Source organism: Psychrobacter sp. 1Y11, from assembly GCF_052259045.1.
Taxonomy (GTDB): domain Bacteria; phylum Pseudomonadota; class Gammaproteobacteria; order Pseudomonadales; family Moraxellaceae; genus Psychrobacter.
In genome coordinates this window covers 181469-203518 of the sequence record NZ_JBQQER010000004.1, presented here as the reverse complement: position 1 = coordinate 203518, position 22050 = coordinate 181469, and the positions used below count along the sequence as shown (strand labels likewise).

General features: G+C 46.5%; 16 protein-coding genes. 5 read left to right on the top strand and 11 right to left on the bottom strand.

Features of this window, described 5'->3' with window-relative positions; all coding sequences use genetic code 11:
- Positions 1–9: 9 nt before the first annotated feature.
- Complete coding sequence (locus ACTXGJ_RS05345; protein WP_439244330.1) at positions 10–2508, bottom strand: SDR family NAD(P)-dependent oxidoreductase; 2499 nt, start codon at positions 2506–2508, stop codon at positions 10–12.
- Positions 2509–2773: 265 nt separating this feature from the next.
- Here ACTXGJ_RS05345 and ACTXGJ_RS05340 point away from each other — a divergent pair, with 265 nt between their 5' ends.
- Positions 2774–2935, top strand: coding sequence for a hypothetical protein (locus ACTXGJ_RS05340; protein WP_439244331.1), 162 nt, complete (start codon positions 2774–2776; stop codon positions 2933–2935).
- 222 nt (positions 2936–3157) lie between these two features.
- Positions 3158–3892 (top strand): TetR/AcrR family transcriptional regulator, encoded by a 735-nt coding sequence (locus tag ACTXGJ_RS05335; protein ID WP_439244334.1) that lies wholly within the window; start codon positions 3158–3160, stop codon positions 3890–3892.
- Positions 3893–3968: 76 nt separating this feature from the next.
- On the opposite strand, the gene ACTXGJ_RS05330 is transcribed toward ACTXGJ_RS05335, so the two are convergent.
- The 8 genes from ACTXGJ_RS05330 to ACTXGJ_RS05295 form a co-directional block, all read right to left on the bottom strand.
- Positions 3969–5660: an AMP-binding protein gene (locus ACTXGJ_RS05330; protein WP_439244336.1), complete on the bottom strand. Its 1692-nt coding sequence runs from the start codon at positions 5658–5660 to the stop codon at positions 3969–3971.
- A gap of 43 nt (positions 5661–5703) precedes the next feature.
- Positions 5704–6813, bottom strand: coding sequence for a CaiB/BaiF CoA transferase family protein (locus ACTXGJ_RS05325; protein WP_439244337.1), 1110 nt, complete (start codon positions 6811–6813; stop codon positions 5704–5706).
- Positions 6806–8983 (bottom strand): 3-hydroxyacyl-CoA dehydrogenase NAD-binding domain-containing protein, encoded by a 2178-nt coding sequence (locus ACTXGJ_RS05320; protein ID WP_443565301.1) that lies wholly within the window; start codon positions 8981–8983, stop codon positions 6806–6808. The genes ACTXGJ_RS05325 and ACTXGJ_RS05320 overlap by 8 nt, the downstream gene beginning before the upstream one ends.
- 55 nt (positions 8984–9038) lie before the next feature.
- A complete protein-coding gene (locus tag ACTXGJ_RS05315; protein WP_439244339.1) occupies positions 9039–10247 on the bottom strand; it encodes an acetyl-CoA C-acetyltransferase in 1209 nt (402 codons plus the stop codon).
- Positions 10248–10362: 115 nt separating this feature from the next.
- The gene (locus ACTXGJ_RS05310; protein WP_439244340.1) at positions 10363–11514 is read right to left on the bottom strand and encodes an acyl-CoA dehydrogenase family protein; all 1152 of its coding nucleotides are present in this window, start codon (positions 11512–11514) and stop codon (positions 10363–10365) included.
- 499 nt (positions 11515–12013) lie between these two features.
- On the bottom strand, positions 12014–13216 hold the full coding sequence (locus ACTXGJ_RS05305; protein ID WP_439244342.1) for a 3-oxoadipyl-CoA thiolase: 1203 nt from the start codon (positions 13214–13216) through the stop codon (positions 12014–12016).
- Positions 13217–13303: 87 nt separating this feature from the next.
- The gene (locus ACTXGJ_RS05300) at positions 13304–14893 is read right to left on the bottom strand and encodes a 3-hydroxyacyl-CoA dehydrogenase (RefSeq protein ID WP_439244378.1); all 1590 of its coding nucleotides are present in this window, start codon (positions 14891–14893) and stop codon (positions 13304–13306) included.
- A 161-nt stretch (positions 14894–15054) separates the two neighbouring features.
- The gene (locus tag ACTXGJ_RS05295; RefSeq protein ID WP_439244345.1) at positions 15055–15831 is read right to left on the bottom strand and encodes an enoyl-CoA hydratase; all 777 of its coding nucleotides are present in this window, start codon (positions 15829–15831) and stop codon (positions 15055–15057) included.
- 223 nt (positions 15832–16054) lie between these two features.
- Here ACTXGJ_RS05295 and ACTXGJ_RS05290 point away from each other — a divergent pair, with 223 nt between their 5' ends.
- Together ACTXGJ_RS05290 and ACTXGJ_RS05285 are read left to right on the top strand one after the other, a co-directional pair.
- Positions 16055–17209: an acyl-CoA dehydrogenase family protein gene (locus ACTXGJ_RS05290; protein ID WP_439244347.1), complete on the top strand. Its 1155-nt coding sequence runs from the start codon at positions 16055–16057 to the stop codon at positions 17207–17209.
- Between the two features lie 32 nt (positions 17210–17241).
- A complete protein-coding gene (locus ACTXGJ_RS05285; RefSeq protein WP_439244348.1) occupies positions 17242–18072 on the top strand; it encodes an IclR family transcriptional regulator in 831 nt (276 codons plus the stop codon).
- A 37-nt stretch (positions 18073–18109) separates the two neighbouring features.
- Here ACTXGJ_RS05285 and ACTXGJ_RS05280 read toward each other — a convergent pair whose 3' ends face one another.
- The gene (locus tag ACTXGJ_RS05280; RefSeq protein WP_439244351.1) at positions 18110–19036 is read right to left on the bottom strand and encodes a bestrophin family protein; all 927 of its coding nucleotides are present in this window, start codon (positions 19034–19036) and stop codon (positions 18110–18112) included.
- A gap of 284 nt (positions 19037–19320) precedes the next feature.
- Positions 19321–19755: a Cd(II)/Pb(II)-responsive transcriptional regulator gene (gene cadR / locus ACTXGJ_RS05275; RefSeq protein WP_439244352.1), complete on the bottom strand. Its 435-nt coding sequence runs from the start codon at positions 19753–19755 to the stop codon at positions 19321–19323.
- A gap of 138 nt (positions 19756–19893) precedes the next feature.
- Here cadR and ACTXGJ_RS05270 point away from each other — a divergent pair, with 138 nt between their 5' ends.
- Positions 19894–22038, top strand: coding sequence for a heavy metal translocating P-type ATPase (locus ACTXGJ_RS05270; protein ID WP_439244354.1), 2145 nt, complete (start codon positions 19894–19896; stop codon positions 22036–22038).
- Positions 22039–22050: the final 12 nt, after the last annotated feature.

Genomic DNA, 22050 nt, shown 5'->3' with positions numbered 1-22050 from the left:
AAACCCGGTTTAGCTGGTTGAGGCATTATCCGCCAAATCTGGCCGAGGACTCAAGGTATCGGGTTTAAGTAGTTGACTGTTGAACTCTTCAATTGAATCGGCACTATAGCCGTCTGCAATCTTGGCGTCGGCCTTGTCATCACGCTTGATATGAAAATCGGACTCGATGATTTGCGTAAGACGACGGGTAAGTTCATCAAGCGGCCATGGCCATAAGATGGGGCGACCATCCTCATGCAGATACCAGCTATTACAACCGCTCGTCCACACTGTCGTCCCGAGCGCCTCGTTCACTTCTTCATAAAAGGCGTCGGTGGCCTCTACAGTCGGCTCAATCTCGCTAATACCTTCACGGCGCATGCGATCCATCCAGTTTATGACATACTGGGCTTGCGCTTCGGCGATAGGCACCAATGAGGAGTTACCAATAGGACTGTTAGGTCCCATCAGTGTGAATAAATTAGGGAATCCTGGGATCATCGTAGTGTTATGGGCAATGGGTCCCTCGTTCCAAGCGGCATCTAAGGCGATACTATCACGCCCTGTCACTTGCATTGGACGCATATAAGACTGCGCATGAAAGCCCGTAGCGAAGACTAAAATATCAAACTCATGTAGTTGACCGTCTTTGGTCATCACGCCCTTTGGATCGATACGTTCGATATGGGTGGTGCAAACCTCAACATTGGGCTGCTGTACTGCTTTATAGAAGGTCGGGGAAGAAATCATGCGCTTACACATCGGTGCATAATCTGGCGTCAAGCGCGCGCGCAAACCATCGTTAGCCACTCGGGATAGACTGCCCTTAGCACCCTTACTAAAGAAAGACCGCTGCCACCCAGGTGTCAATGGCGCTTGAAATAAATTGGTAAATAGCTTACCTGAAGCATTATAAGCCAAGCGCTGAATGGCAGGTACTTTTGCCGCTAGCGTGCGTAGCGGTTTAGGAATCTCTGGGTTCGGCGCGCTAATGACCCACTGCGCGCTGCGCTGAAACAAAGTCACTTGCGCGCACTGCTCGGATAATGCACTGAGTATTTGCACGCCAGTTGAGCCATTACCGATGATACCAACACGCTTACCCTCTAAATCAACGCTATGATCCCAACGCGCGCTATGAAAGCTTGCGCCTGCAAAGGTTTCTATACCTTTGATATCTGGCATATTAGGATGATGCAGTACTCCTGTGGCACAAACTAGCACGTCAGCTTCGTCAGTCTCGCCAGCTTTAGTGCTGATCTGCCAGCGACCGTCTTCAAATTTGGCTGCGTCAATTTCAGTATTGAATTTAATGTGTTCGGTCAAGCCGCGTTTTTCGGTGACGTATTCAAAGTAATCGCGCAGCTCTTTACCGGGCGCAAATACATGGCTCCACTTTGGCGATAGCTCATCTTTATAACAATAAAAATGCGCAGGAACATCACAAGCAAGGCCCGGATAAGTATTATCCCGCCAAGTACCGCCCACAGCGTCCGCTTTTTCATACATCACAAAATTGGAGGTTCCGGCTTCTTTTAGCGCTTTGGCCATCGCAATACCTGACATGCCAGCGCCAATAATAGCGACTTTGGGTAGCGGCTCTTTTGGTTGATATCTTGGAAACTCAAGCGATTTATATTTAAGTGCCGACTTGGTAAATAGACGATCGATCACGCCCATCACCAAAATACCCGGATGCCAGACGCGTATCGGCTCATAGGCGACGGCATACAAAATCATGTCCGCGCCGGCTTCAACTGATAGCTTAGGATAAGCGTTCCAAGTATTTTGCGCAGGCGCGATCATCTCCGTTTGCGTGAGTGGCAGATGCACCGTCGTCCAGTTGATACCATCATTATAAGTCTCGGCAGATACGCTCTCAGCAAAGCCATCTAGCGCGTTCTTTGAGGCGATATAAGCGCCAAATCTTGGCGTCCCTGAGAGCTGCGTGCCCATCGTTGAGATATTGATGACATGGCCGCCAGTACCGCTGATGCGCATGCGATCGACTAAAGGAATGGTGAGGTTAATCGCGCCGAAGTAATTAATTTTCATGACGCGCTCATAGTCATGTAAGCGCTCGGCAGCGTCATAAATCGTGCGGCGGATAGAGCGACCGGCATTATTGATGATGGTATCGACACCGCCATGCTCTTTAATCACCTGCGCAATGAGGTTTTCACGGTCATTATCCTCACTGAGATCACAAGTATAGATAAAGGCCTTGCCATCAAAGCCAGCCGCGGCGTCAGCGACTTCTTGCAGTTTATCGCTACGGCGCGCGACGAGTAACACGTGTGCACCAGCTTCAAGCAAAGATAAAGCCGCACTACGACCCACTCCTGAAGACGCGCCAGTGACTAAGATACGCTTGCCTTGCACTTTTCGGCGCAGCTCGTCCGCGAAAGAGCGACCAGCAAGCAAACGTTTGATTCGACGGAATTGACGGGTAGGCTCAGCTTCTAATAACAGATCGGCAATACGATCGGCAGGCGTACGTTTGGGTTTTGCAGTCCGTTTAATATCCATATCAATCCCTCTCCATGATGAGCCAAAGCCTGAAGCTCTCTTAAGCATCCTGAGCCTACTAATAAAACAGCCCTCATTAATAAAGTTAATTTAACTATAGATAACAAAAAATGATAAATGAGGTAATCTTTTAGATTATTTATTATCTTACAATTATCTACTAATCGTAAGTTTTATAATGACTTACAAGTGTACACTAAGCCAAAAACCTCCTAATGCTTTAAGGCATGGTACTGATAATCCTCGCCTAAGATAAGGATATCTTATGAGCGCGTACAACTCTGGTCTCATCACCTTTTCAAAGGTGCTCGGTAGGCTTCCTAATCTTGCCTTTAATCCTGCTAAAACCAATGACGCGCTTTGGGTATATCTGTCTAATGATGACAATCTCACCCGAGTCGATGACAAAGAATACCAGCATAACTAATCTTTCTAAAGTAGAATAATATGTATTTACAGAATTCATAGTAATTAAGGTTACTATTAATTTCTTACCGACATCACATATAAATCAAAATAACTTATCTCTATTTAATAAAATTAATACTGATTCCGCAAGTATTTATTATATAGTGGTAATTATAATTATCGTTATAAACACCTCTAAAATTAAATAATTCAAAAGACAGTGTATAAAGGAAAATGAGCTATGAAAAATACTCGCTCAAAACCGCAGTCCAGTACTAGGCATAAAGCTAGCACTAAGACAGACGCAGCTAGTAAAAACAGTAAAATCAATAGTGAAAGCTCTAAAGTAGACGGTGAAACCAAACCTGTAGCGCTAGCGCCATTATCCGATATGCGCCCGGCTACTTTAGATAAAATAGAGAAAGCCGTGCGCCAGCTTTTTGCGGGTAGTGATGCTAGCGATATTACGATGATACAAATTGCCAAGGCTGCAAACGTATCGCTACAGACGCTCTATAAGTATTTTGGCGATAAGCAAACGGTGCTTTATACCATTATGGATTTAGTGTTAGGCAGGCTCGCGACAAGGATGATGGATCACTTGCAAGGCATTGATAGCGTAGAAGATCGTCTACGTAAAACGCTATGGGTTTGCTTGGATTTTGTCGATACTCATCCCGACGCAGTGATGGTGTTATCCAAAGTATCAATAGCGCGTTTTCATAACATCGCTATTTACAATAACAAAGAGCTTATTAATGCTTTTTTGAGTGTGCTTGAGGATGGTCAAAAGCGCGGAGTATTGGTTGATACGGTTCCATTGCACATTTTATTCGATGTGTTTATGGGGTTTATCAGTCGCCTTGGTATTATGCAAACTATTCGTCAAGCCAAAGAGCCATTGAACGCAAATTTTGATGCTTTATTTAGTATATTGTGGCGCTCTATGTCTAAGCCTGAGCTATCGGCACTATGAACAGATCATTAAACAAATCCACACAGTAAAAAGCTGAGTTTTTTAGCTCAGCTTATGTATACCTTATGACTGAAAACTATATTTCAGCGGTATTGGCTGATTTCCTAAGCTCATGACGTAGTATTTTACCGACAGTAGATTTGGGTAGCTCGGTTATAAACTCAATATGACGCGGACATTTGTAGCCGGCTAGATTTTCTTTACACAGCGCTTTTATATCTTCTTCATTCAAACTAGGATCGCCCTTTACGATATAAGCTTTAACCGATTGACCTTGGCGCTTATCAGCCATACCAACCACGGAGCACTCCGCCACCTTGGGATGGGTCTCGATGATATTTTCGACTTCATTGGGATACACATTAAAGCCGCTGACGATAATCATATCTTTTTTGCGATCATATATTTTGATAGCGCCTTGCTCATTCATAGAAGCGATGTCACCGGTTTTTAGGTAGCCGTCAGCAGTAAAAAACTTAGCATTGTCGATATTATGATAAGTTGTGATGACGTTATCGCCTTTGATGCACATCTCGCCCACCTCACCTAACTCTAAAATCTCTCCTTCATCATTTCGGATACTAATATCGACTCCAGGTAGCGGTAAGCCAACATTGCCACTGTACTCAGTACCGTCAAACGGATTGGCGGTTCCTACCCCTAAGGTCTCTGACATTCCCCAACCTTCGAGGATAGGTAATCCTGTGACTTCAAGCCAACGCTTAGCGGTTTCAGGAGTCGCTGCCATACCGCCAACCACCGTCAATTTGCATTCTGAGAAGTCTAGTTTCTTAAAGTTAGGATTATTGACAAAGGCTTGAAATAAAGTGTTCACCCCCGGCAGAAGATGAAAAGGGCGCTTACTTAATATTTTAATAAAGCTATCAATATCACGAGGGTTAGTGACTAACGTGAGATGCTGACCTACCGTCAAACCGACTATCGAGCAGATAAAAGCATAAATATGATAAAGCGGCAGGGCAATAATGGTGTTCATCTGAACGCCATCAGCAATGTCAGCATAAACCGGTTTGAACCATTCAACGTACTGATAAGTCGCCGTGACCACATTTTTATTATTGATCAAGATACCCTTGGCAACACCTGTCGTGCCGCCCGTATATTGCAACATTAATAAGTCATTTTGGCTAATATCTGGACGCGTATAAGGCAGATATTTCGCTTGTTTTAGCAGGCCTTTATAGCTAATGACACTATAGCTGGCATTGGATGCAAGCTGATAATTAGGGATGGCTTTTTTTAGATATTTTGCAGCGATATCTACAAGCCCGCCTTTTGCCGCTCCTAGCATATCGCCAATTTTACTAATAACGACGGTCTTGACTAAGGTTTCATCAACTATTTTCTCGAGCGTATTACAAAAGGGTTCTAAGATAAAAATTGCTGAGGCGTTGGAGTCAATCAGCTGATGTTTTAACTCGCGAGGGCTATACAATGGGTTGATTAAGGTGGTCACCATACCTGCACGTATAACGCCGATGACAATAGGTAAGTACTGATGGACGTTAGGCATCATAATCCCTATGACTGAGCCTTTGGCAAGTCTCAAACCTTGAATCCAAGCGGCAATCTTCAATGACATTTTATCAATTTGCGCATAAGAGTAGCTCACGCCCATATTACTAGTAAACTCAAGAGCAGCAAATTCTTGCAATTTATCATCGAATATATCTAGCACGGTACTATGTGGTCGATCTATATGTGCATTGACCCCCGCTGGATAACTCTGTGTCCAAAATTTATCCATAACTTACCTTCCTTGGTAATTGGTTTAAGAGAATTCATACTTCTCAAGCATTATCTGTGCGTGATTCCTTAATCATCTGCCACCCTAAGGTGCTGTGATGACTATCTTGATGGGCAAATAACGCATGTGCTTTGGCTTCTTCTAAACTAAGTACAGGCGTCACACAAACATCGGCTGACGCGAATACTTGCTGCCAATGACTTAAAGGCTGACTGGCAAACTTTTCAGCGACCGCTTTTGTCGCTTTTTGACTCTCAGGTAGGTTGGGCATAACCCCACGTTGCCAATGAGCGTCTTTGAGCTCAGGTAGCTCTAACACCTCGCATAACCCTTGCCAGAATTTTAGCTCGAGTGAGCCTACTGCCATATGACGGCCGTCTGCGGTTTTGTACAACCGATAGCAAGGCAACAGACCACCTAAGAAATCATGTTGCGGCTTTGGATTTTTGCCAGAAAAGCTCGCAACCAGTTTTCCAGTCGCTTTTGGCATGACCATATGGTTATATAAACTATGGGTCATACTGACAGCGACATGGCGTCCTTTGCCCGTACGCTGGGCGGCAAAGACTGCTGCTAGCAGGGCAATGACAGCGGTATCACTACCGCCCGCCAAATCGGCAAACTGGATGTTAGGCATAGCCTGCTCGCCATTTGCCGTCTTTAACTGATCGAGTACCCCGCTCATCGCCATAAAGTTGATATCGTGTCCTGCTTTATCCGCCCAGTCATGAGCTATTTGAGAATCGTCACTGCCATCAGATATTCCATCAGCTACGCCATAGCCCGTAATAGATACCATGACCAGCTTTGGATTAATGGCATGCAAGGTCTTAGCATCTAGCCCCATGCCCTCAAGCACCTCAGGGCGAAAGCTGTCGAGCATCACGTCGCTTTCTTTAAGATGCGTTTTGATGACTTCAATACCTGCTGGATCACGGAAATCAATTTTTTGGGTCTCTTTACCATGGTTCAATGCGCTAAACAGCTCACCAAAAGCGCGGGCTGGATCGCCGCCCTTTGGCTCAATTTTTATAATCTCAGCACCCAAATCTGCAAGCAGCCTAGTCGCAAAAGGCCCGGGCAGGTTGCGCGTCAAATCAACGACGCGCAGCCCTTGTAAGCAGTCTTTCATAGCATCCGCTTGATTAGCCATCTACAAACTCCTCGCCACTCGTAGCCATATCCACTAATATCTGCGCAGGCTCAAAACGTGCGCCATACTTCTGTGCCAGCTCACGACTACGCGCGACAAACTTATCGACGCCTACTGAGTTGATGAACTGCAACGTACCCCCTTGGTTTGGCGCAAAACCCCAACCGAAGATAGAGCCGATGTTGGCATCAGCCACTGTACGGACGACGTTTTCCTCAAAGCACTTTGCAGTCTCATTGGCTTGGACGTAAAGTAGGCGGTCTATCAAGTCTTGCTGAGACGGCTGCTCATCTTTTGTTAGATACAGTTCGGTGAGCTTGGGCCATAAGTGCTTGTCGCCTTTTTCAGGATACTCATAAAAGCCTTTGGCGACTTTTTTACCTTCGCGTCCTAGCTCGTTGACCATTTTTTCAACCACTGGCATGGCAGGATGCGGCGTAAAGGTTTTACCTTCCGCTTGCATGGCCTTTTTAGTCTGCCCCATCACGTGTAGTGACAGGCTTAACGAGACTTCATCTTGTAGCGCCAGCGGCGGCATCGGCATACCAGACTTCATACCTGCTACTTCGATGCTGCGAGGATGGATACCCTCACCTAACATCGCAATACCTTCTGACACATAAGTTCCAAAAACGCGCGAGGTGTAGAAGCCGCGACTATCATTGACCACGATTGGCGTCTTACCGATTTGACCGACATAGTCAAAGGCTTTTGCTAAGGTTGCATCATCGGTTTGTTCACCGACGATAATCTCAACCAAGGGCATCTTATCGACTGGCGAGAAGAAATGCAGACCGATGAACTGATCTGGACGCTTGCTGGCTTTAGCAAGCTCAGTGATAGGCAAGGTTGAGGTGTTAGAGGCATAAACGGCAGTGTCTGGAATAACGGCTTCCGATTTGCGCGTACATTCTGCTTTAATGTCCACATCTTCAAAGACCGCTTCAATAATTAAATCACAGCCTTCTAAATCTTCATAAGATACGGTGGTTTTGATCTTATCAAGCAACGCTTGTTTTTTGTCCTCTGTTGAGCGCCCGCGGCTGATAGCCTTGTCTAGCAGCTTAGTAGAATAGCTTTTGCCCTTTTCAGCGCCTTCGATAGCCGTATCGAGCAATACCACTTCCATACCTGCCTTAGCGGACACGTAAGCGATACCAGCCCCCATCATGCCAGCGCCCAAAATGCCCACTTTTTTGGTTTTATAACGCTCATATCCTTCTGGGCGTGACTGACCTTTTTTAATGCTATTAAGCTGCGTCCAGAGGGTATTGATCATATTTCTGGATTCGCTTGACAGCACGCAAGCAGCAAAATAGCGCGATTCGAGCTCAAGACCAGTATCGATATCTACTAGGCAGCCTTCAAAGACAGAGGACATGATATGGGTAATCGCTGGATAGTTACCATGCGACTTTTGATTGGCCATGGCAGGCGCGATAGAGAATACTTGCACCACTTTTGGATGCTTGCTATCACCGCCCGGGATTTTGAAGCCTTTTTTGTCCCACGGTTGCTGCGCATTTGGATTGGCTTTTATCCACGCTTTTGCTTGCGCTAACATATCATCCTTATCCGTCGCGGTGGCGTCGATAAGACCGATCTCTTTGGCAGCGGACGGACGCAACTCTACCCCTTGAGTCATCAGCTCAAGCGCTTTTTGGATACCAACCAGTCTTGGTAGACGCTGAGTACCACCGCCGCCCGGTAGCAAGCCAAGCTTGACTTCAGGCAGGCCCAGCTTGGTTTTTGGCGAGTCGATCGCAATGCGGTAGTGACAGGCTAAAGCAAGCTCCAAGCCGCCGCCCAATGCTGTGCCAGTCATGGCAGCGACCACAGGTTTACCCGAGGTTTCAAGTTTACGTAGGCTGCCTTTTAAGTCTTCAACCAGATCAAAGGCTTGCTCTGCGGTTTCTATGTTAGACAGCTGATCGATATCTGCACCGACGACAAAGCTATCTTTTGCTGAGGTCAAAATCAAACCTTTGGCAGACTCATCATTGATAAAGCTGTCCGTCATAACAGCGAAAGCTTCGGTAAAACCGTCGCCGATGACATTCATTTTGCGCGCGCTTTGATCGATACTGACCGTAACGATGTCATCATCACGTTGCGCTGAAAAATTAGCTAGATTGTTAATAGTATCAATGCTATCTGTATTTGTAGTCATTTTTTATCCTTTAAATGATCTCTTAGTTATCACTATCTATGTGATGATTAAATGTTTAAACGCGCTCGATGATAGTCGCAATACCCATACCACCACCAACGCACAACGTCAGCATGGCGGTTTTTAGGTCACGGCGTTCTAGCTCATCTAATACAGTGGTCATCAGCATTGCACCCGTCGCCCCTAGCGGATGACCCATGGCAATAGCACCACCATTGACGTTGACGATATCCAGCGAGATACCTAAGTCATGAGCGGTGTTCATAGGAACAGCGGCAAAGGCTTCGTTGATCTCCCAAAGATCGATATCGGAGGCTTGCATGCCCGCTTTGTCTAGCGCTTTTTGGCAGGCAGGCGTCGGACCGGTCAGCATGATGGCAGGCTCGGAGCCGATGACTGAGGCCATAGTAATCTTGGCGCGCGGCTTGAGACCCGCTTTTTTGCCAGCCGCAGCGCTACCGACTAGGCATATCGCTGCACCATCGACGATGCCAGATGAATTACCTGCGTGATGCACATGATTGACAGTTTCGATCGTGGTGTATTTGTCCAAGATGACGCTATCAAAGCCCATCTTGCCAGGCATAATAAAAGAAGGATTCAGCCCTGCTAATGTCTCAACCGTCGTGTTGGGACGGATGGTTTCGTCTTTAGCTAATAACAACATACCGTTAAGGTCTGTGACGGGTACCACCGACTTATCAAAATAACCCTGCTCCCAAGCATTGGCGGCTCTTTGATGTGACTGAGTGGCAAACTCGTCGACATCAGTACGACTAAAGCCTTTGAGCGTCGCTATGGTATCAGCACCAACGCCTTGTGGGACAAAGCTTGTGGCATCGTTAACACGCGGATCCATATACCATGAACCGCCGTCTGATCCCATCGGCACGCGGCTCATAGACTCAACACCGCCTGCGACGACTAAATCCTCCATACCAGACATGACTTTGGCCGCAGCAAGGTTGATAGACTCAAGGCCTGAGGCGCAAAATCTAGATAATGTCAATCCTGCAGCGCTCTGCGCCCAGCCCGCATCAAGAACCGCGGTACGCGCAATATCAGAGCCTTGTTCACCCACAGGGGTTACGCAGCCGAGCACCACGTCGTCAACCAAGCTCGTATCCAAGTGATGACGCTGCTCCATTTCTTTTAATAAGCCGCGAACGAGCCAAGTAGGTGAGGCTTGATATAAAGACCCGTCTTTTTTGCCTTTACCGCGTGGGGTACGAATACTGTCATAGATGTAAGCGGTCTCAGTCATAAAAATCCCTTTAGTATTTTTGATAAGTGATAAATAATAAGATAGTAAGAAGGACGTATCCTTCTCAATTAATGTTTAATATTACAAGTCTATAGCTCTGTCTCGATTATAGAAATTACATAAAGCGTGACGCCAGCTCTTTCATGATCTCATTGGTACCGCCGTAGATTTTTTGTACGCGAGCATCAGCATACATACGAGCGATTGGATATTCGGACATATAACCGTAACCACCAAATAACTGTAAGCATTCATCCATCGTTTTGCACTGTTTTTCAGTCACCCAGTACTTAATGAGCGAGGCTTGTGCAGCATCAAGTGTTCCCGCTATTTGCGCTTCCACTGCCGAATCGCATAAGGTTTTTACTGCTAAATAATCCGCTTGCACCTCAGCGAGCTTAAAACGCGTGTTTTGAAACTTCCAAATCGGCTTGCCAAAGGCTTCACGCTGTTTTACATAATCGAGTGTCAGCTCTAAAGCTAGCTTCATAGCGCCGCAGCCACTCAGGGCAATAATCAGGCGCTCTTGTGGCAGCTCTTGCATCATGTGCATAAAGCCTAGACCTTCCATACCGCCTAGTACGTTTTTTTGTGGCACACGAACATTATCAAAGAAGAGCTCTGAGGTATCTTGTCCAGCAAGGCCCGTCTTTTTGAGGTTACGGCCGCGCGAAAAACCTTGTAAACCATCCGTCTCAACCAGAATAAGAGAGACGCCTTGCGCGCCTTTATCGCGGTCTGTTTTACAGGCCAATAGTACAATATTGGCATGTTGACCGTTAGTGATAAAAGTTTTGGAACCATTAATGATATAGTCGTCGCCGTCCTTTGTCGCATAAGTCTTAATGGCTTGCAAATCAGAACCCGTACCCGGTTCCGTCATCGCAATAGCGCCGATGTACTCGCCCGTTGCCATCTTAGGCAACAAGGATTTTTTTTGCTCTTCGGTGCCAAGCTTATAGATATAGGGCGCTACAATACCTGAATGCACCATACCGCCATAACCTGCTTGGTTCGCTTGCGCTTGCGCCAATAGAATAGCGGCTTCATGACCAAAGTCGCCGCCGCCACCGCCGTATTCTTCTGGTATTGACGCACATAAAAAGCCCATCTCGCCAGCCTCTTCCCAAGCATCGCGGTCGATCATACCCTTATCACGCCATCCTTCGTCTCTATCTTCCCAGCTTTGGAACATTTTTAAGGCACTGTCGTATACCATTTCGTGCTCTTCAGTCATCCATTTTGCTGAAAATGTTCGAATACTCATATCATCTTTCCTTGACAGGTTTCTTAGTAATAATTAAATCAATAATGATAGTCTGAAAACGTTAATGATCAATTAATTATAAATAGTAATATTAATTACCATTGCAAAATATCAATTGTCATTTTTAAGTAGTAGACTATGCAATTTATACTAAAATAGTAAGTATTAGGTTGCAACCCATATTTTATTAATGGTAATTTTTATTACCTTTATATATATGATTGGATGATGTAGGTTGGTAACGCGATTGCTCATAGCCATTATGGAAAAATTGAAAAGCTTACGTTATCTTTAGATAAATACCAACGTAGGCTGTCTTGTACGGCCGCATAGATGGCTGCATCGATAGATAAAATGAGATAGAAGTTTAAGAATTCTAAATTAAAAGGTTTAGATAAAGAAACATAGAAGGGCCGTATCATCATTAAAATATCAAAGAATAGATAAGTAAAACAAGGTGCGAAAACAGGCCCTTTTGAATGAGAGATGGTTTATAGGTTTAGACGCGCTCTATCACCATAGCCAGTCCTTGCCCAATGCCAATACATAAACTAACTACCGCATATCGCCCACCTGTGCGCTGTAGCTCCCGTGCCGTACTCAACGCCAGCCTTGCGCCTGATGCGCCAAGCGGATGTCCGACGGCAATTGCCCCCCCATTAGGGTTAACTCGCTTATCCTCAAAATCAATATCCAAACCTTTTAGACAGCCCAGTACCTGCGCGGCAAAGGCCTCATTAATCTCAATGATAGACATATCATCAAGGGTTAAGTCAGCACGTTTTAACGCTAGCTTTATCGCCTCAACAGGGCCTACGCCCATGATATTTGGCTCAATGCCCATCGCGCCCGATGAGAGAATTTTAGCAATAGGCTTAAAGCCTAACTTTTCCTCTGCTTGCTTTGAGCCAATAATGAGCGCCGCTGCCCCATCATTGATACCTGAGGCATTGCCTGCTGTGACCACCCCATTGTCATTTAAAGGCTTAAGTTTTTGTAGCGCCTCCACAGTAGAGCTGGCACGCGGATGCTCATCTTCTACTATCGCTTTATCAGGTAGCTTTTTACCTTGTGATACCATGATGGGCGTGATCTCTTCATCAAAGAAGCCGGATTGTTTGGCCGTTTGATATTTCGCTTGCGAGGCCGCCGCGAACTTATCTGCCTCTTCTCGGCTGATGTCGTATTTGCGCGCAACATTATCACCCGTTTGCGGCATGCTATCGCTGCCAAACGCTTTGATCAAAATAGGATTGGGAAAGCGGCTACCAATTGTCGTATCAAATACTTTACATTCACGACTAAAAGGCGTTTCAGTCTTAGCAAAGACAAAAGGCGCGCGGGTCATTGACTCCACGCCACCTGCTAAAAATATCTCACCCTCGTTACAGGTAATACTACGGGCGGCATCGATGACAGTGGACAGCCCTGAGGCGCATAAGCGATTGACGGTTTGACCGGGCGTTGTGACATCTAATCCTGCTAGTAGAGCAGCATTACGGGCGATATTGCGTGAGTCTTCACCGGCTTGATTGGTGTTGCCGATCAGTACTTCATCGAAGACATCGCTAGGTAATTGGTGCTTTCCGACCAAGGCCTTTATCACTGCCGCAATCATATCATCAGGACGCACGGTGGCTAATGCGCCTCCATAGCGACCAAAAGGGCTTCTTAATCCATCATAAATATAGGCATCTAACATTACTGTTCCTTGTTATGTTTTAAGCGTTTGTATAAGTAAAATATAGCGTTTATAGAATTGAGCCACCGCTTAGCATCAGTATTGGTATTAGTAATTGCTCTGCTGAGTAAATAATGAAATGCCCAGTTTGGCGCGGCGCTGTAGCCAAGGGCTTGGGCGATAACGTGGGTCGCCTGTGAGCGCGTAAATACGCTGTAAGATAAGTAAAACCCGCGAAGCACCAAGCTCATCACCCCATGAGATAGGACCGTATGGATATCCCAGTCCAAGCTTGATCGCATTGTCGATATCCTTTGACGTGGCAATACCTTGCATCGCCATATCACAGCCTAAATTAATCACCATAGCAACGACTCGCTGTGCGACAAAGCCAGTACTTTCGGTAATGAGCGTAGCATCGACCGCAGTATCAGCGCCATCGGAGCTCTTACCAAACTTATTATTTCTACCAAACAAGGCATAAGCTTGCGCCACAAATTTATCTTTAGTAACGATACTTGGCATCAATGTACGATGCTTGGATAAGTCAGTCAGCATATCGATGGCGACCGCTTGCTCGGGATTAACCTGATAGCGCATAGCCGCATTGGTAGTATCTTCGCCGTAGATGGCCAGCAATATCAAACTGTCAGGATTTGGCTTATCGTTGTCGTCGATAGCGATGTCTTTAGTATTTAGATAATCGACCAGCTTTTGTTTATCTGCTGCTAAATCTGCGCCAATCCAAACTGATATGTTTGAGGTATCACAATCTGTCTTATAAGGTGATTGTTGATTCGTATTTGCTGTCGCTTTTTGAGCGTCTTGTTTTTTATTTTCTGTGTAATGATAAAAGCCCTCACCAACTTTACGACCCAACTTTTTTCCTATTAGCATTTGACGGGTCAAGGGATGCGGGCGATAGCGAGGCTCAAAATAATATTGGTTATAAATTGATTCCATAACTGGATGCGACACATCGATGCCAGTGAGATCCATGAGCTCAAACGGCCCCATGCGAAAGCCTGCGCCATCACGTAAAATACGATCGATATCCTCAAAACTAGCGATCCCCTCGCCTAGTATTTTTAGCGCTTCTGTACCAAAAGCTCTGCCGCCATGATTGACAATAAATCCTGGAGTGTCTTTTGCGAAGACGCCTAGATGCCCCATGCGTTTGGCTAAATCTGTCAGCGTTTCTACAATACGATGGTCAGTAGAGAGTCCCGGAATCACTTCCACTATTTTCATGAGTGGCACGGGGTTAAAAAAGTGAAATCCTGCCACCCGCTCTGGATGCTGGCAGACGGAGGCAATCGCGGTCACCGCTAGCGATGAGGTATTGGTGGCCAAAATGGTGTCTTTAGGAACAAGACCCTCTAACTGTTTAAATAACTGCTGTTTGATCTCTAAATTTTCGATAATCGCTTCAATAACGACATCTACCTCGGCAATTTTGGCTATATCTTCAATCACGGTTAGGTTTGATAAGGTCGCTTGCAGCTGCTTATCGGTAAACTTACCTTTAGCCGCCAGTTTTTCAAGGGTAGCTTTGAGCGATTGACGTCCTTCTTCAGCGGCGCCTGCTTTAGCGTCGAACAAGAGTACGTCAATGCCCGCTTGCGCGGCGATTTGGGCAATACCCATACCCATAACGCCAGTGCCAATAATGGCCAATGATTTAACAGTCATAATAATCCCTTATACAGTCTTGTTCTTATAGTCATTTCAATATATATAAAAGCAGGCTAGAGTAACTGGGATAAATTTTTCGACGCCTCTGCCAGCAACGCTGCAGCAAGCAAGGAAAATTTGTACCAGTTGCGCACTATAGCGCTAATTAGCCACACTTAAACAAACTACTGCCCTTTATATTCAGCAGTGCGTTTTTCCAAGAAAGCTTTTGCCCCTTCTTTTTGGTCTTCGGTATCGAACAAAATCTGGAAGGCTTTACGCTCTAAAGCTAACGCCGCTTGCAATGGCATATCGGCGCCTAGATTGGCAACTTCTTTGATTTGGCTTAAGGCAATGGGCGAGTAACCTGCCAGCTGTTCAGCGAACTCGATAGCACGATCAATAGTCGCCTCATCGTCAACCACTTCGGACACTAACCCCATCTGATCTGCTTCCTGAGCGCTTATCATATCGCCCGTCAATATCAGCTTCATAGCTTTGTGTTTGCCAAGCACGCGAAATAGCCGCTGCGTGCCCCCTGCTCCCGGCATCAAGCCTACTTTAATCTCAGGTTGCCCAAACTTAGCCGACTTGCCCGCGACAATAATGTCAGCGTGCATGGCAAGCTCACAGCCGCCACCCAGAGCATAGCCATTAACAGCGGCAATAATAGGCTTGCGACAATTGGTGATAGCATCCCAATATTGTTCGCTATGACGTAGATAGATATCGACTGTTTTTGCGGTTAAGAAGTCGTTGATATCGGCACCAGCAGCGAACACTTTATTACCGCCAGTAAGTACGATAGCTTTGGTCTTTGGATCATCGTTTAATTTGACGAAAATCTCTGCCATTTGCTCGCGCAATTCAGCATTCAAAGCATTGCGAACTTTGGGACGATTAAGGGTTATCACACTCACGCCACTATCTAGTGTCTCACAAGTAATAATTGATTCTTCCATGAAGCTATCCTTAATAGGTACTTATCGATATTAAAAAATACCGCACTGCGGTTTTCATAACCGAAATTGTTGTAATCTAAGTTAGTATAGATTATGCTATTTAGCTCATACAAGCTCTTTATGTAAAACAGTCATTGCACAATCAGATATTAGCGCCAAACTCATCGGCACTATTTTTAACATTCAGCTTTTAACATTCAGCCACATCAGACAAGGAAGTCCCATGATTAGAGATCAAGAAGTCCTCGACCATATCGTTAACACCGTTCGCCAGTTTGTCAATAATCAGTTGATACCTATGGAGGATTGGGTCGCAGAGAATGACCGATTGCCAGACGAGATTATCAATCAAATGCGCGAGCTGGGTCTGTTTGGGCTGACCATTCCAGAAGAATATGGTGGACTGGGCCTAACAATGGAAGAAGAAGTGATTGTCGCTTTTGAGATGGGGCGCACCTCCCCTGCTTTTCGCTCGCTTATTGGCACGAATAACGGCATTGGCTCCTCAGGACTCGTCATCGATGGCACCGAGGAGCAAAAACAAAAATATCTGCCCAAACTTGCTAGCGGTGAGATTATCGGCTCTTTTTGTCTGACTGAACCTGAAGCAGGCTCAGATGCCGCCTCCTTGCGCACCACAGCTATCAAAGACGGCGACACTTATGTCATCAATGGCACTAAGCGCTATATCACCAACGCTCCAGAAGCTGGTGTCTTTACCGTCATGGCGCGTACTGACCCTGAGAACAAACGCGCAGGCGGCATCTCTGCCTTTATCGTTGAGAGCGACACCCCTGGTATTACCTTAGGTAAATGGGATAAAAAAATGGGGCAAAAAGGCGCGCATACTTGCGATGTGATCTTTGATAATTGTGTCGTGCCAGCGAGTGCTTTGATAGGAGGCGTCGAAGGTATCGGTTTTAAAACAGCGATGAAAGTGTTGGATAAAGGTCGCCTGCATATCGCTGCTGCCAGTACCGCTGCCGCCTCTCGTATGTTAGATGACGCACTGCGTTACGCTGTCGATCGCAAACAGTTTGGTCAACCGATTGCCAGCTTTCAGCTCATTCAAGCGATGCTAGCGGACTCCAAGGCGGAGATTTATGCGGCCAAATCTATGGTACTTGACGCCTCGCGCCTACGTGATGACGGCAAAGATGTGGTGACCGAGTCCTCATGCGCCAAGATGTTCGCCACTGAGATGTGTGGCCGCGTGGCGGATCGTGCAGTGCAGATCCATGGCGGCGCAGGCTATATCGCTGATTATGGTATCGAGCGGTTTTATCGTGACGTGCGCTTATACCGTCTCTATGAAGGGACCACGCAGATTCAGCAGATCATTATCGCTCGCAATATGATTAAAGAAGTCAGCGAGTAAGTTTTATAATTTAATTGAGATCAAGATATTTTATGACTACCCCTATCTTTGATGACACTCATAGTGACGCTCATTTAGAGCTCTTAGAGCCTATCGCTGAGATGAGAGATAAAAATGATCGGCAGTTTGTCACCGCATTAGCACGCGGGCTCGAACTGCTGCGTTGTTTTAACCCGCAGCAGCCATTGCTAGGCAATCAAGAACTCAGCCAACTCACAGGCCTTCCTAAAGGCACTGTTACCCGTCTCACTTATACCTTAGTCAAACTTGGCTATCTGAAGCAAGCGACAAACAATGGCAAGTATCAGCTAGCGGCTGGCGTATTGGGCTTTGGCTATACCATGATAGCGAATATGGCTATCAATAATTTGGTCACTCCCTATATGGAGGAGCTGGCAGATTATGCCAATAGCGCCGTCGCTATGGCAACCCGCGATCGGCTAATGATGGTGTATCTCAATGTGGTGCAAGGTGCTGGAACGACAACGATGCGGCGTAACGTTGGCTCGTATTTACCTATTCACTTAAGTGCGATGGGGCGCGCTTGTTTAGCTAGTATGCCGCCAGCTGAGCAAGATTTCATTATACAGGCGATTCATACAAAATATCGTGAGGACTGGCCAGCCATTAAGCTTAGCCTAGAACAAGCCTTTAAAGATTATGATGACTTTGGCTATTGTTTTTCATTTGGCGATTGGCAAAATCAGGTCAATGCGGTGGCCACTGCTATCATGCACCCTACCGAGGGCTTGCTAACCTTTAACTGCGGCGCGCCTAGTTTTGTACTGAGCCGTACTAAGCTTGAAGAGGACATTGCCCCGCGTTTGCTGCATATGAAGCACAATATTAAAAGCAGCCTTTAGCTCAATTAAGGAGCATGTACGCTCAACTTAAAGCCAATTACTGCAAATAGCCGCCCTTAGACATAAGCTCAGGCGGTAGATCTGTCTCGCCCAAAGCTTCTAGCAGGTTAATCTCGATAGTACGCGAGATAGCAGTAAGAGCCAGGTTGTTAGCATCGACACCAAATGGATTGGTGATTTCCTCATTGAGTGCATCTAAGCCAAAAAAGGTATAAGCAATGACGCCGCAAATTAGAGGGGTAACCCAGCCAAGAGACGTCGCCAAGCCAAACGGTAGCATAAAGCAGTAAAGGTAAGTCGTACGGTGCACTAGTAAGGTATAAGCAAAGGGCAATGGCGTATTATGAATGCGCTCGCAAGCCGCCAAGACTATCGTCATAGAGGTGACCCGTTCATCCATATTTTGGATCATAAGATCGGATGTCAGCTGCTCACGTCGACTACGGCTCAGCTCTTTGCCTATCAATCGCAATAAATACTCAGGGAGGTTGCCGGCCTTACGCATACTGGCATGATGCTCTGGCGCTACAAAACGCTCAACATCTTCCCAAGGAGAAGTGCTGCGAAGCCTATGCCTGAGTGCATGAGTAAAAGCAATCGTTAGCTGCACCATAGCGCGCTGCGCGCGCTGTCCATTAACAGTCTCGTCATCTATAAAGGAGAGTACCTGCCGAGTAAAGCTGCGAGCATCGTATACCAACTGACCCCATAAGCAGCGGCCCTCCCACCAGCGCTGGTAGCTGGCATTATTGCGAAAGCCAAGAAACAAAGATAAGGCAATGCCAAGTAAGGTAAAAGGCGCAGCACCATAAGAGGGAAAAGAGCCGGGAATCCAGTGCTGAACGGCTGAAATGACTGCGCTAAGTAAAGTAATCAGTAAAACTTGTAGATAGATATGAGGAATTACAGAGCCGCGTAAGGTAAAAAGTATTCTAAAGGCATTCGGTTTTTGCCAAACGATCATGACAGCTTCCTATAAATCTAATATGAAGGTACGCGGGGTCAAATATTTGGGCGGATGCCTGAGTTGATAAGTCTATCCGGCTCATCCCAAATAAAAAAGTACGACTCTTGAGGCTACAAAAACTTATCCCAGCAGCAGGGTATTTTTTATATTAAATCGGCTAAACAACCAATCGCTAGCTATTGGGGCAATAATGACTGGCGATTTTAGCACGAAATTTTTTTATGCGGTGGCAGTGCTTAGGTAATAACTTGCATACCGTTATTAATAATTAGAATATTTGACTATTTATGACAAGAGTCATCAGCAAGCGCATGTAGTATCCCGCATGCTTCAGCGGGCGCCTGTGTGGTACACTTTTGTCGCAGCTCTAGTAGATGCCGCTTTAATTGCCTCAATTCTTGCATACGTGCCTCTACGGTCTCGATGTGCTCATCTAACAACTCATTGACCTCGCCGCAGTTTTTGTCCGGAGTATCCCAGTACTGTAGTAACACACGCACTTCATCCAAGCTCATATCGAGCGTACGGCAGTGCAAGATAAACTGCATGCGTTCAATGTGCTCTTCTCGGTATAACCGATAGTTGCCTTGGCTGCGAAAAGGCTTCGGCAGTAACTGCTCCTTTTCATAATAACGAATGGTCTCCACTGTCGCCCCTGTACGCTTGGCAAGCTCACCGATTTTGATCGGTGCTTTAAGTACTGCTTTGACTGCCATTACTATCTCCTTTTATCACTCTAAACCATAAAGTAGCTGCAAGGTTTGATTGTAAAAAATCAAACGAATTGCGGGCAATATCTTGACCCTAAAGCCACTTCAGAGTTCATAATACCTTTAATAAGAGGATAAATCACTATGCAATATCATATTGAAGGTATGGACTGCGCCAGCTGCGTGGGCAAGATTGAAACAGCGCTAACCCGTATGCCAGGCGTCTCTGACGTTCAGCTAAACTTTGCGACGCAAAAGTTAGCGCTAACCCTAGCGCCCGATGCCACGACTGAGTTCAAAGATATCGAAAAAACCATCAAGCGCCTTGGGTTCGGTATGTCAGAAATAACCGAACATCAAGATGACATCATTGGTCATGAGGCCATTGTAGACGATCAGCACTGGTGGCAAACGATGAAAGGCAAGCAGGTCATCGGCGTTGGCTTGCTGATGAGCGCAGCCTATGTGCTATCTTTAATTTTTCCTGCATACGGCGCTTGGGCTTTCATTATCGCTGTGGTTATTGGCGTACTCCCTTTTGCTCGCAAAGCCTTGGCACTGGCCACAACAGGCTCGCCTTTTTCGATTGAGATGCTGATGTCGGTCGCAGCGCTTGGCGCCCTTATTATTGGTGAGGCTGAAGAAGCGGCTGCGGTAGTTTTTTTATTCTCCGTGGGTGAACTATTAGAGAGTGTCGCCGCTGATCGGGCGCGCGCGGGTATTAGAGCTTTGTCCTCACTGGTGCCCAAGAGAGCCGTGTTAATCGATGAGCAAGGCGGCGCGGCGCGTGAGGTTTCTGCCGCATCACTACAAGTAGATGATCGAGTGCTCGTCCGTCCTGGTGACAAGGTTTCTGCTGACGGCATTATTATCCAAGGTTCCTCCAGCTTAGATGATTCGCCGGTGACAGGAGAGTCGATACCGGTTGTCAAAACCATCGGCGATGAAGTATTTGCAGGTTCCATCAACGTCGATGGCGCGCTACACGTACGCGTGCAAAAAACAGCGGCTGATAACACTATTGCGCGTATCATTGAGCTGGTAGAGCAAGCCCAAGCCTCCAAAGCCCCCACTGCTCGTTTTATTGAAAAATTTAGTCGTTACTACACCCCGATAGTAATGGCTGTTGCCGCCTTAGTGATCATCGTGCCGCCAATAGCGCTAGGAGGAGAATGGGGAACCTGGCTCTATCGTGGTTTGGCACTGTTACTGATTGCTTGTCCATGCGCTTTGGTACTATCTACCCCGGCTGCCGTCGCTTCAGGCTTAGCGGTTGGCGCGCGCCGCGGCTTATTGATCAAAGGCGGTAGCGCCTTGGAAATCATTGGCCGAGTCAATACCGTGGCCTTTGACAAAACCGGCACCTTAACCGAGGGCAAGCCACGCGTTACTGATGTTGTTGCCTTTACAGAGGCACGCCCTGATTTGCACAGGACAAATGAAGTATTGGCGCTGTTCGCTAGTGTTGAGTCCAGCTCTAACCATCCGCTTGCCAATGCTATCGTGGATCATGCTAAAGCAGCTGAGGTTGCCATTCCTAACGCTACCAATGCCTTTGCGACCGCTGGTAAAGCGGTACATGCTACTGTCAATGAGCGATCTTTAGTCATAGGCTCCCCAGTTTATGCCGCTGATGAGAGCTTACTACTACCCGAGCAGCAAGTACAAATTGAGTCGCTGCAAAATGAAGGCAAAACGGTTTCAGTGCTGTTCGATGAACACAGCGCTGAAGTGATTGGCTTAGTCGCACTACGAGATGAGTTACGAGACGATGCGCGGCAAGGTGTGGCTCAGCTCAATGCCATGAACGTGCGCTCTATTATGCTGACAGGCGATAACCATCTCACCGCGCAGGCGCTTGCCAGTCATTTAGACATAGAATGGAGAGCTGAGCTGTTACCCGAAGACAAGCTACGTTTACTCAGCGAGATGAAGAAGAATAACAAAATAGCGATGGTAGGAGACGGTATTAATGATGCGCCAGCCCTAGCTAGCGCAGATGTCGGCATCGCGATGGGCGGTGGTACCGATGTAGCCATCGAAACCGCTGACATTGCCCTATTAAAAAGCCGCGTCACCGACGTCGCTCATGTCATTGCTCTGTCACGCGCGACCTTAGCTAATATCCATCAGAACGTCATTTTTGCGCTCGGTCTCAAAGGTATCTTTCTTATGACTACCATACTCGGCATCACGGGGTTATGGATCGCCGTACTCGCCGATACTGGCGCGACGGTGCTCGTGACGCTGAACGCCTTGCGCTTGCTGCGCTTTAAAAAAACCCTATAAGTTATCTTGAAC